This window comes from Ruegeria sp. YKSF57 (assembly GCF_059612585.1).
Genome location: NZ_JBXWQW010000003.1, coordinates 121,114 through 132,421, shown reverse-complemented (window position 1 = coordinate 132,421; position 11,308 = coordinate 121,114). Strand labels below are relative to the sequence as shown.

At 63.3% G+C, this 11,308-nt stretch carries 11 protein-coding genes; 3 read left to right on the top strand and 8 right to left on the bottom strand.

The genetic code is table 11. From position 1 onward, the window contains the following. Positions 1-432 (top strand): DUF1489 family protein, encoded by a 432-nt coding sequence (locus AC2FLX_RS01880; protein ID WP_480747782.1) that lies wholly within the window; start codon positions 1-3, stop codon positions 430-432. Between the two features lie 12 nt (positions 433-444). On the opposite strand, the gene hisG is transcribed toward AC2FLX_RS01880, so the two are convergent. The 4 genes from hisG to AC2FLX_RS01860 form a co-directional block, all read right to left on the bottom strand. After that, complete coding sequence (gene hisG / locus AC2FLX_RS01875; RefSeq protein WP_480747783.1) at positions 445-1,134, bottom strand: ATP phosphoribosyltransferase; 690 nt, start codon at positions 1,132-1,134, stop codon at positions 445-447. Next, complete coding sequence (locus AC2FLX_RS01870; RefSeq protein ID WP_496810815.1) at positions 1,131-2,219, bottom strand: ATP phosphoribosyltransferase regulatory subunit; 1,089 nt, start codon at positions 2,217-2,219, stop codon at positions 1,131-1,133. The genes hisG and AC2FLX_RS01870 overlap by 4 nt, the downstream gene beginning before the upstream one ends. A 2-nt stretch (positions 2,220-2,221) precedes the next feature. Next, positions 2,222-3,709 carry a histidine--tRNA ligase gene (gene hisS / locus AC2FLX_RS01865; RefSeq protein ID WP_496810816.1) on the bottom strand — a complete coding sequence of 496 codons (1,488 nt, stop codon included), beginning with the start codon at positions 3,707-3,709 and terminating at the stop codon, positions 2,222-2,224. Positions 3,710-3,826: 117 nt separating this feature from the next. Then, the gene (locus AC2FLX_RS01860; protein WP_496810817.1) at positions 3,827-4,630 is read right to left on the bottom strand and encodes a crotonase/enoyl-CoA hydratase family protein; all 804 of its coding nucleotides are present in this window, start codon (positions 4,628-4,630) and stop codon (positions 3,827-3,829) included. Between the two features lie 102 nt (positions 4,631-4,732). Here AC2FLX_RS01860 and AC2FLX_RS01855 point away from each other — a divergent pair, with 102 nt between their 5' ends. Continuing rightward, on the top strand, positions 4,733-4,927 hold the full coding sequence (locus AC2FLX_RS01855; protein WP_480747787.1) for a SlyX family protein: 195 nt from the start codon (positions 4,733-4,735) through the stop codon (positions 4,925-4,927). Between the two features lie 16 nt (positions 4,928-4,943). Here the strand turns inward: AC2FLX_RS01855 and AC2FLX_RS01850 are convergent, their stop codons facing one another. The 4 genes from AC2FLX_RS01850 to dnaE all read right to left on the bottom strand — a co-directional run bounded on the left by AC2FLX_RS01850 (position 4,944) and on the right by dnaE (position 10,197). Beyond that, the gene (locus AC2FLX_RS01850; RefSeq protein ID WP_496810818.1) at positions 4,944-5,792 is read right to left on the bottom strand and encodes an SRPBCC family protein; all 849 of its coding nucleotides are present in this window, start codon (positions 5,790-5,792) and stop codon (positions 4,944-4,946) included. A gap of 184 nt (positions 5,793-5,976) precedes the next feature. Next, positions 5,977-6,342: a hypothetical protein gene (locus AC2FLX_RS01845; protein ID WP_480747789.1), complete on the bottom strand. Its 366-nt coding sequence runs from the start codon at positions 6,340-6,342 to the stop codon at positions 5,977-5,979. A gap of 50 nt (positions 6,343-6,392) precedes the next feature. Then, positions 6,393-6,605: a YMGG-like glycine zipper-containing protein gene (locus tag AC2FLX_RS01840; RefSeq protein ID WP_496810819.1), complete on the bottom strand. Its 213-nt coding sequence runs from the start codon at positions 6,603-6,605 to the stop codon at positions 6,393-6,395. 91 nt (positions 6,606-6,696) lie between these two features. Further along, positions 6,697-10,197, bottom strand: coding sequence for a DNA polymerase III subunit alpha (dnaE, locus tag AC2FLX_RS01835; RefSeq protein WP_480748081.1), 3,501 nt, complete (start codon positions 10,195-10,197; stop codon positions 6,697-6,699). A gap of 107 nt (positions 10,198-10,304) precedes the next feature. Here dnaE and AC2FLX_RS01830 point away from each other — a divergent pair, with 107 nt between their 5' ends. After that, complete coding sequence (locus AC2FLX_RS01830; RefSeq protein WP_496810820.1) at positions 10,305-11,093, top strand: sulfite exporter TauE/SafE family protein; 789 nt, start codon at positions 10,305-10,307, stop codon at positions 11,091-11,093. The last annotated feature ends 215 nt before the right edge of the window (positions 11,094-11,308 follow it).

Here is an 11,308-nt window from a genome sequence, read left to right as displayed (position 1 = left end):
GTGGATAAGTACATCAACCTGATCAAGCTTTCGGTCGGCTCGGAAAGCGTTGACACGCTGGACGAGTGGCAGCGCACGCGCGCAGCGCAGACCGAGGACGGGTTGCCGCGCCATGTCACCCGCATGTGGCCCAAGCGCGAGACCGAGATATTGAACGGCGGTTCGATCTATTGGGTGATCAAGGGTCTGGTGCAGTGCCGCCAGCGCATCCTGCGGCTGGACGAGGTGATGGGGCAGGACGGCATCCGCCGCTGCGCCATCGTGCTGGAACCGGACCTGCATCGCACCCAGAGCGCGCAGAAACGCCCGTTTCAGGGCTGGCGTTACCTGAAGCCCGAGGACACGCCGCCCGACCTGCCCAGAGGGCGGGTGCAGGACGATGCGCTGCCGGACGAGTTGAACCGGGCGCTGGCCGAGATTGGCGTGCTGTAGGGCAGACGCCCGTCAGCGCAGCTTGTCGATCAGGGCGGTCAGGGTCTTTTTGTCCTGGCCTTCGCAATGCGCAACGCGGCTGCGCCACAGCGTGGCCTGCGATTTGAGAACCAGACCGTCCGCCAGGATCTTGAGATGGTTGGCGCGCAGCGTCTCGCCGCTGGAGGTGATATCGGCTATCGCCTCGGCGGTTTCGTTCTTGACGGTGCCTTCGGTCGCGCCCTGGCTGTCGACCAGCGTGTAATCGGCGACGCCGGCCCCGTTCAGGAACTCGCGCACCAGACGGTGATACTTGGTGGCGATGCGCAGGCGGTGGCCGTGCGAGCGGCGAAAGGCCGAGGCCGCCGCGTCCAGATCATCGAGCGTATCCACATCGACCCAGCAGGCCGGAACCGCGACCACCAGATCGGCCTGACCAAATCCGAGCGCGGCCACGTGTTCAAGCTGCTGTTCCCAGCGGGGCAGCTTTTCGTGGATCAGGTCGGTTCCGGTGACGCCCATGTGTATGCGTCCCGCCGCCAGTTCGCGGGGAATTTCCCCGGCGGACAGCAGCACCAGAGACACCCCGTCGATGCCATCGACGCGACCGGCATATTCGCGGTCGGCCCCGGCCCGGCTGAGCGAGACGCCCCGCTTTTCGAACCATGCAAAGGTCTTGTCCATGAGCCGGCCCTTGGAGGGGACACCCAGTTTCACGCTCATGCCGCGGCCTCCTCGATCTCGAGCATCAGGTCGGGGCGCAGCACGCCGCCGATGGCGGGGATTTCCTTGCCATTGCCCAGATGCCGCGTCAGCGCGTCATAGCGCCCGCCGGTTGCGACGGGCGGCAGGTCGGGACGGCCCTCGGCATAGAAGCCAAAGACGAAACCGTCGTAATACTCCATCGAGGTCCGGCCATAGGAGGCCTCGAAATCCAGCCGGTCGACATCGACGCCGCGCGCCGCAAGGGCCTTGATCCGCGCTTCGAGCCGGTCGAGCGCCGGGGTGATCTGCGGCAGGTCCACCGCCACGTCACGCAGGCGCTCCAGCGCAAAGGGCATGGTTTCGCGCACCGCCATCAGAGTTTCCAGACCGGCGATCTCATGATCCGAGATCGGACCCGCCGCCTTGTCCGCGCGCAGCGCCTCGATCCGCTCGGCGATCTCGGCCGCGCTGCGCTTGCCGATGGCCGGAGCGTCGCAGGCCATCGGATTGGCCGAGGCCAGCAGCGCCGTACGGCTTGCCGGTTCCGCTGCCCGTCCGGAAAAGCGGTCGATCAGCGCCCGGAACCGCCGGGGCCGCCACAGGTGGCGCATCAGCGCGGCCTTGCGCCGTTCGGTCGTGTTCAGCCCCTGAACGGCGGCGATCAGGATGCCGATATCGCCGGTGGCCGCCCGCAGGGGCAGCCCGCGCAGTTGCAGGGCAAAGAGCGAGAACACCTCGGCATCGGCTGCCGCCGGGTCCTCGCGGTCGAACACCTCATAGCCCACCTGCACGTATTCATTGGCGCGGTCGGGGTCGAGTTCCTGACGGCGGAACACCTCGCCCGAATAGGTGTAGCGGGCCGGTTCGGCTCCGTCGTTCATATGCATCTGCACCACCGGCACGGTGAAATCGGGGCGCAGCATCTGTTCGCCCCGCAGCGCGTCCGAGGTGACATAGGCGCGGGCGCGGATATCCTCGCCGTAAAGGTCAAGCAGCAAATCCGCCGGTTGCAGCAGCGGCGGGTCGACCACCTGCGCGCCGGCGGCCTCGAAACGCACGCGCATCATCGCGGCGCGGGCCTGTATCTGGGACCGGTTCGGCATCGTCAGCCCTGCCCGTCGAGGATTTCACGCACCTTGGCGACCAGGTCGGCGCGCGGCACCTCGAACTGGCTGGGGCGTTCTTTCCATTCTTCCAGCGTGGCGCTTTCGGCGATCTTGGCGCCAAGGATCAGGTCCTTGATCTGCACGATGCCCTTGGCCTTTTCGTCGCCGCCTTCGATCACCGCGACCGGAGAGTTGCGCTTGTCCGCGTATTTGAGCTGATTGCCGAAGTTCTTGGGGTTGCCCAGATAGACCTCGGCCCGGATGCCGGCGTTGCGCAGCTCGGCCACCATCGCCTGATAGTCGGCCATGCGGTCGCGATCCATCACGGTGACGACGACGGGGCCATGTTCAACGGCCTGCATCCGGCCCTTTTCGCGCAGGGCCGCCAGCAGCCGGTCAACACCGATGGACACGCCGGTTGCGGGCACTTCCTGTCCGGTGAAGCGCTTGACCAGATCGTCATAGCGCCCGCCCCCCGCAACCGAGCCGAACTGCCGCTTGCGGCCTTTCTCGTCGAAGATTTCAAAGGTCAGCTCGGCCTCGTAGACCGGGCCGGTGTAATAGCCGAGGCCACGGACGACGGAGGGGTCGATGACGATGCGGTCGGGGCCGTAGCCCTGGGCGGCAAGGAGGTCAGCGATCTGTTCCAGTTCAGCAATCCCATCCGCCCCGATCTTGCTGTCACCCACCGCAATGCGAAGGTTGGCCAGTGTTCCGGCGGTGTCTGCGGCTTTCGACGTCAGGAAGGCGATAACCGGCTCGGCCTGATCATCGCTAAGGCCGACACCGTCGATAAACGCGCCCGACGCGTCCAGACGACCCTTGGTCAGCAACTCGCGTACACCCTGTTCACCTACCTTGTCGAACTTGTCGATAGTGCGGAGGACATTGTCACGGGCAGCTTGATCATCGCCAAGTCCCATCGCCTCCAGCACACCATTCAATACCTTTCGGTTATTCACCCGGATCAGGTAATCCCCACGGGGAATTCCGACCTCTTCCAGCGTGTCGGCCAGCATGGCGCAGATCTCGGCGTCGGCGGCCATCGAGGCGGTGCCGACCGTATCGGCATCGCATTGATAGAATTGACGATACCGCCCCGGTCCCGGCTTCTCATTCCGCCAGACCGGACCCATCGCATAGCGGCGATAAGGCGTCGGCAGGTCGTTGCGGTGCTGGGCATAGACGCGGGCCAGAGGCGCGGTCAGGTCATAGCGCAGGGCCATCCAGTCGCCATTTCCGCCCTCGTCAAACTCCTGCCACGCAAAGACGCCTTCGTTCGGGCGGTCCACGTCGGGCAGGAACTTGCCCAGCGCCTCGACGGTTTCCACCGCGCTGCTTTCCAGCGCGTCAAACCCGTACCGATGATAGACGCCTGCGATGGTTCGCAGCATCTCGGCGCGCTGCGTGACTTCCGAGCCGAAATAGTCGCGGAACCCTTTCGGCGTCACGGCCTTGGGGCGGGGCTGTTTCTTGGGCTTGGCCATGTGGGGCGTCCTTGCGGATATTCCTGTTTCGCGCGCGGTCTAGCCGATGGTCCACGCAGGGGCAAGGCAATGCGCTGCCGCAGGCCCGCATGTCGGGTCATTCCCCTGGCCGTTCCGTCAGATTTCGCGGAAATCGCCCGACCGCCCCCTGCCCGAGGCAAACCGCGCCGCGCCCGCGCGCCCCTCGGCGGTGAATGCGGCGGCCGAGCGCCATTCGCGGCGCAGGGCGGCGGCCAGATCGGCGGGCGGCATCCGGGCCGACAGGTGATCGGCGCGCAGACAGGCCTGCGGAAAGCGGACGAGATCGCGGGCCAGATCCTGCGCCACCGCCAGAGCCTCGCCCTTGGGGCAGGTCCGGTTGGCAAAGCCCAGGGTCAAAGCCTCGGCGTCGTCGACGGGGCGTCCGGTGAGGATCAGGTCGTTGGCCCGCCCCTGCCCCAGAATCGCGGGCAGCCTGACGGTGCCGCCGTCGATCAGCGGCACGCCCCATCGGCGGCAGAACACGCCGGTCACCGCGCCCTTGGCCATCACCCGCAGATCGCACCACGCGGCCAGTTCCATGCCGCCCGCCACCGCCGGGCCTTCGATGGCGGCGATGACCGGTTTCGAGAGCATCAACCGCGACGGCCCCATCGGGCCGGGGCGCGGGTCATGGATCGGGTCGGTCCAGCCGGCGGGAATGTCCAGCGAGGAAATCCAGCCATCTGCCTGCCCCGATCCGGCCGCCTTGAGATCGAAGCCCGCGCAGAAATAGCCGCCCGTGCCGGTCAGAATGGCGACTTGTTGCGTCTCGTCCGCCTCGAAGGCGAGAAACGCAGCGTAAAGCGCCCGCGCCGTGGCGGGATCGACCGCGTTGCGCGCCTCGGGGCGGTTGAGGGCGATGGTGGTGATCGGCCCGGTGATGTCTGTCAGAATGGTCATGGCGGTCCCCTCCTGCTTTTCAGCCTTGCGTTGGGTGGCGGGGCTGGCAAGTGTGACGTCGCGCCTGTATGAGCGGGGGCAGCACAATCAGGGGGCCAGCCGATGCAGCATCTCGAGGAACAGATCGCGCACCTGACGCGCAGCGTCGATGACCTGAGCGCCGTGGTCGCGCGCCAACAGGCCGAGATCGACCGGCTGACCCGCCGTGTCGAGATGCTGATGCAGCGCGAGGCCGCGCGCGAGCAGGAAGGATCGGGCGGGATCGTGCTGGGCGACGAACGCCCGCCGCACTACTAAGCAAGGAACTCAGCCCCTATGACAGGCTGAGAACCTTGCGTTGCCACAAACCAGTCATTGACCAGTCGCGCTTGCCGCGTAATCGAGCGGCAAACCCGTCGAGGGCGTCTCCAAGCTGATCGTCAAACCAAAGTTCCAGGGCATTGCGCGGCAGCATGGCCTTGTTGTGCTGGAAGGCCGTGACGCAGGTTCCACCCTTGCCATCGGGTTCAAGCGTCACGTCGAACTCTCCATCGGTCAGTCGATGGTTTTTCGCGCTGATGTTTCCGGAAAATCGATAGCGATAGTGCCGTGGCGCTTCGCTGTTCAGAACGGTCTGCCGCTGGTGCTGAAATATGGACGGACCCATCGTGTAATAAACGTCGAAACTATTCGGGTCATCGGGAACTGGTCTGGCCTCGTACAGGACAGGATTCCAATTCGGCTCAGCTCCATGATCAGCTATTGCAAATGCACTCCAAACTTCCTCGATAGGGCGGTTTACGCGCACGCGCCGTTTGGATTTCCAATCCAGACCAAAGCGAAATCGATCCAGCACAACCCCGTAGGTGACGGAAATGAAGGTCAGCAATATCACGAGGCTGATAATCCCGGTCATCGCCGCAGGCAGACCAAAAAGATCCACCATCGATTGCGCCGGATTGAACGTTTCATTTAAAACGAGCCAAAATGGCACGATTTCGACCATCATGCGCATGCGGCGGAATATCAGGATGAAGAGTGCAAGCCCTGCAAAAACGGCCCCGCTTGCTATAAGCAAGGTCAACCCCATTGCCAGCCACGCTATCGCCGGGCCACTGACAGACGCCATTTCATCAAATTGACCCGGATACTCGTTTGAGTATCGAATGATTCCGCTGGTCATCAGAAAGAACGTCCCAAACAGCAACCGGCGACGTTGCCTGTAAATCAATCGAAACATGCTTTGCACCCATAAGTAGTCAGCCTCAAAGCTGCCTATCGCTCAGGATGTTGTCCAGATTGAGACCTGTCTGTGCGCAATCGAGATTTCTCGGGCCGTACGCCAGAAAATTCAGGGCATTACCGGATCACAGGCCCAACGAGGATTTCACCGCGTCATCGACCACACCGGCGAGAAGGGCGTCTTGATCGCCTTCGCACCCTGCCCGCAAAGCGTCGATGAAGGTCTGGCGAAGAGCCGCCTTTTCGGCGTCCGTGGCGGCGTGGTCCTCGATATTCACCTCGCGGTTATAAAGTGACAGCGCGGCCATTTTCCGGACCACCTCGACGACGTATTCGTCATCGCCGTCCGCCTCTTCGATGACGCTGGCGCAGGTGTGATACATGACCGGCATCGCGTCCTCTACCATCTGTTCGGCTTCGGCATCGGCCAGAAGGGGCGTGGCGGTGATCGTCAATAGTGCAGCCCCGTTGAAAATCCATTTCCCGTGCATGGCAGGCAACCTCCTGAACTCGGGACCGGTGGTTCGGCCCGTGTAACTCGTCAATCCTTGTTGGCGCCGATGATGGCCCCGACCACGGCGCCGGCGGCAGCGCCCTTGCTGTCACCGACCAGAGCGCCGACACCGGCACCAATCAGCGCGCCCTTGACCGCGTTGTCCGTTTTCTTGTCGGCCTCGGCCATGTGTGGCAGCGCGAGGAACAGTGCGGCGGCAAGGGCCGCGCACAGGGTTCTGTAATGTCTGAACTCGGTCATCTCGTCCTCCCCTACGAAAATCCTTCTTTGTCCATGGTAGCTTGAACAGGTGTCCCTGTCCAAACCGGATTTCCACAAAGGGGTGGGATGGCTAGAGTTCCTCGACGTCGATGACCCCTTCAAGCGATTTGATCGCGCCCTTGATCTGGGGGGTGATCGGGAAATCCTGACCCAGATCCATCTCGACATCGCCGGGCAGGCCGGGGGCCAGCAGGCAGAGCTGGATCGGCCCCTTTGAGGCCCCGCGCGCCGCTGATGCCGCATCTTCCAACACCCGGGCGACGACGGGCAGGGCCTGAACCTCGTCCACGAAGATGCGCAGGCCGGTTGCACCGGCCTCGGCCACGGCGGCGTCGATGGGGCCGACGGAGCGGCCCAGAAGTTTCAGCTGGTCCGCCTCCATCGTCGCTTCGGCGGTCAGCACCACATGGGCGCCGGTTTCCAGAAACTCGCGGCTTTTCTCCAGCGTTTCCGAGAACAGCGTGACCTCGTAAGCACCTGTGGGGTCGGAAAGCTGGGCAAAGGCAAAACGGTTGCCGCGGGCGGATTTGCGCTCCTGCCGACCGGCCACGACACCGGCCATCTTGGCGATCAGCGGGCCGGAACGGGCCTTTTCCGTCACCTCGTCCAGCGTCATCACCTGCTTGCGCTTGAGCGACGGCATGTAATCGTCCAGCGGGTGACCGGAAAGGTAGAAGCCGATGGCCTTGAATTCCTCGCTCAGCCGCTCGGCGGGCAACCAGTCGGGGGTCTGGCTGAGGCGCGGTTCGGGCAGGTCGTCGCCGGCCTCGCCAAACAGCGACACCTGGTTCGAGTTCTTCTGCTCGTGAATCGCGGCCGAGTATTGCACCAGCGCCTCGAGGCTGTCGAAGACGCGGCGGCGGTTGGGGTCGAGCTGGTCAAAGGCCCCGGCGCGGGCGAGCATTTCCAAGGGCCGCTTGCCGACCTTTTTCAGATCGACCCGGCGGGCGACGTCGAAGAGGTTGACGAAAGGCTTGTCGCCCCGCCCCTGCACCACAAGGTTCATCGCCTCGACGCCCACGTTCTTGAGCGCGCCCAGCGCATAGACCAGTTCGCCATTCACCACGTCGAAGGTTGCCAGCGACCGGTTCACGCAAGGCGGCACATAAGGCAGGCCCAGCCCCTTGCGGACCTCTTCGAAATAGACGCCCAGCTTGTCGGTCAGGTGGATGTCGCAGTTCATGACACCGGCCATGAACTCGACCGGATGATTGGCCTTGAGCCAGCCGGTCTGGTAGCTGACCACCGCATAGGCGGCGGCGTGGGACTTGTTGAAGCCGTAGTTGGCGAATTTTTCCAGCAGGTCGAAAACCTCGGAGGCCTTTTTCTTGTCGACCCCGTTTTCCGCCGCGCCCTTTTCGAATTTCGGGCGTTCGGCGTCCATCGCCTCTTTGATCTTCTTGCCCATGGCGCGGCGCAGCAGGTCGGCGCCGCCGAGCGAATAGCCCGCCATCACCTGTGCGATCTGCATCACCTGTTCCTGATAGACGATGATGCCCTGGGTTTCTTCGAGGATGTGGTCGATCAGGGGGTGGACAGACGTGATCTCGCGCAAGCCGTTCTTGACTTCGCAATAGGTGGGGATGTTCTCCATCGGGCCGGGGCGGTAGAGCGCCACGAGAGCCACGATATCCTCGATACAGGTGGGTTTCATGCGCTTGAGCGCATCCATCATGCCCGAGCTTTCCACCTGAAACACCGCAACCGTCTTTGCCGCCGAATAGAGCTTGTAGGTCGCCTCGTCATCCAGCGGGATGGCGTTGATCTCGTTCACCGCGCCTTCGGGCGGGTCGTAAAGCTGCGTGCCGTCGGCGGCTACGTGCAGGTCGCGGCCCGATTTTCGGATCAGGTCAACGGCGTTCTGGATCACGGTGAGCGTCTTGAGACCCAGAAAGTCGAATTTCACCAGACCGGCCTGTTCCACCCATTTCATGTTGAACTGGGTCGCGGGCATGTCCGAGCGCGGGTCCTGATAGAGTGGCACCAGCGCGTCCAATGGCCGGTCGCCGATCACCACACCGGCGGCGTGGGTCGAGGCGTTGCGCAACAGCCCCTCGACCTGCTGGCCGTAATTGAGCAGGCGCTCCACCACCTCTTCGTTGCGGGCCTCTTCGCGCAGCCGCGGTTCGTCTTTCAGCGCCTTTTCGATCGAAACGGGCTTGACGCCTTCGACCGGGATCATCTTGGACAGCCGGTCCACCTGGCCATAAGGCATCTGCAGCACCCGCCCGATGTCGCGCACGGCGGCCTTGGACAGCAACGCACCAAAGGTGATGATCTGGCCCACCTTGTCGCGCCCGTATTTGCCCTGCACGTAGCGGATCACCTCTTCGCGGCGGTCCATGCAGAAGTCGATGTCGAAGTCCGGCATGCTGACCCGCTCGGGGTTCAGGAAGCGTTCGAACAGGAGCGAATAGCGCAGCGGATCGAGGTCGGTGATGGTCAGCGCATAGGCCACCAGCGAACCCGCGCCCGAGCCCCGGCCGGGGCCGACGGGAATGTCATGATCCTTGGCCCATTTGATGAAATCGGCAACGATCAGGAAATAACCGGGAAAGCCCATGCCCTCGATGATGCCCAGTTCGAAATCCAGCCGTTCCTGATATTCCTCGGGCGTCACAGCATGGGGAATGACCGCGAGGCGCTGTTGCAGGCCCTCGTTGGCCTGACGCCGCAGTTCCTGCACCTCGTCATCTGCGAATTTGGGCAGAATCGGGTCGCGGCGATAGGCCATGAAGGCGCAGCGTTTCGCGATTTCGACGGTGTTCTCGACCGCTTCGGGCAAATCGGCAAACAGGGTGATCATTTCCTGTTGCGATTTGAAATAGTGCTGCGCTGTCAGGCGGCGGCGGCCTTCCTGCTGGTCGACATAGGCCCCCTCGGCGATACAGATCAGCGCGTCATGCGCCTCGTACATGTCGGGGGTCGGAAAATAGACGTCGTTGGTGGCAACCAGCGGCAGGTTTCTGGAATAGGCCATTTCGACATGGCCGCGTTCGGTTAGGCGTTCCGCCTCGGGCTGTCCGTCTTCGCCCGGATGGCGTTGCAGCTCGACATAGAGCCGGTCGGGATACATCGCGGCCAGCCTGTCCACCAGCGCCTCGGCGGCCGGGCGCTGGCCCTGTTGCAACAGCCGCCCAACCGGGCCGCCCGGCCCGCCGGTCAGGCAGATCAGCCCGTCCGCGTGGCGTTCCAGCTCATCCAGAGTGACCTGCGGCAGTTGCCCGCCGTTGTCCACATAAAGGCAGGAGCTGAGCTTCATCAGGTTTTCATACCCGGCCTCTGACTGGGCCAGCAGCACCACTGGCGCGGGGGATTTCGGCTTTTCGCCCGGCTGCGCCTGCACATAGGTCAGATCCACCTGACAGCCGATGATCGGCTGAATGCCCGCGCCGCTGGCGGCGACGGAGAACTCCAGCGCCGAAAACATGCTGTTGGTATCGGTCACCGCGACGGCGGGCATGTCCATCTTTTCGCACAGGCCGGGCAGCTTCTTCAGCCGCATTGCCCCTTCCAGAAGGGAATATTCGGTGTGAACGCGAAGATGGATGAATCGGGGGGTGCTGCTCATGGCGTCACGATAGGCGATCATGGTCACGGCTTCCATCACTCAAGTCGCGCCTGAGCTTCAAAATGTAAATTGCAGTTTCCTGCGCGCAGGAATAACGATTCGGAGATTTGGCTCTTTTCCAGCGAGTCGCGGTGGACCTGTTCCTGACTTTCGCATTTGTGGGCTTTTTTGCACAGCTTGCCGACAGCGCTCTGGGCATGGGTTTCGGTATCATCTCATCATCGGTTCTGCTGGCGCAGGGCGTGCCGCCGCCGCTGGTTTCGGCGAGCGTGAACGCAGCCAAGATTCCGACAGGTGTCGCGTCGGGCGTGTCACACACGCTGAACGGAAACATCGATCGCAAACTGGTTGTCCGTCTGGCTGTGGCCGGCATTCTGGGTGGCATTGTCGGGGCGCTGATCCTGGGCGAGTTGAAACGGCCGGTGCTGACGATCTTCATCTCGTCATACCTGTTGCTGATTGGCAGCCTGATCCTGTGGCGGGGCCTTTCGGGCCGGTCGCCAAGTTTTCTGGCGTCAGGGCGGGTCACGGCAGTCGGAGCGACCGGCGGGCTGATCGAAGGAATTGGCGGCAGCTGGGGACCGGTCGTGACAAGCGCGCTGATCGGTTCGGGGCATGAACCTCGGCGGGCCATCGGATCTTCTGCGGTGGCCGAGCTGGCGGTCAGCATCACCGTATTTGCGGTTCTGATGACCACGTTCAAGCTGGGCCAATGGGGCGGAGGGCGCGACCTGCAAGACGTGCTTTTCCCGGTTGCCGGGCTGGTGGCCGGGGGCGTTCCTGCCGCTTTGGTCGGTGGACGCCTGGCAGCCGTGGCGCCCAAACGCCCGCTGACGATTGCGGTGGGGGTTTTGGCAATCTGCATCGGCGTGCAGCGCCTGTTTTCGCTGATTTGACTCGGGCGCAGACAATCGGCTGACTACCCCCCGATGCCCAAAAAACGAAACCTGATTATTCGGAAAATCCAGAAGGTGTTTCGAGGCCGAGCAGGGCATGTTGCAGGAATTTCTTCTACATTCATTGACTTATGTCAAAAATCGGCAGGACAAAATGACGCTGGCCCTGTGCGCCGCCTGTCCCGACGATTGGTTTTTCTTGCCAGATCGCACCT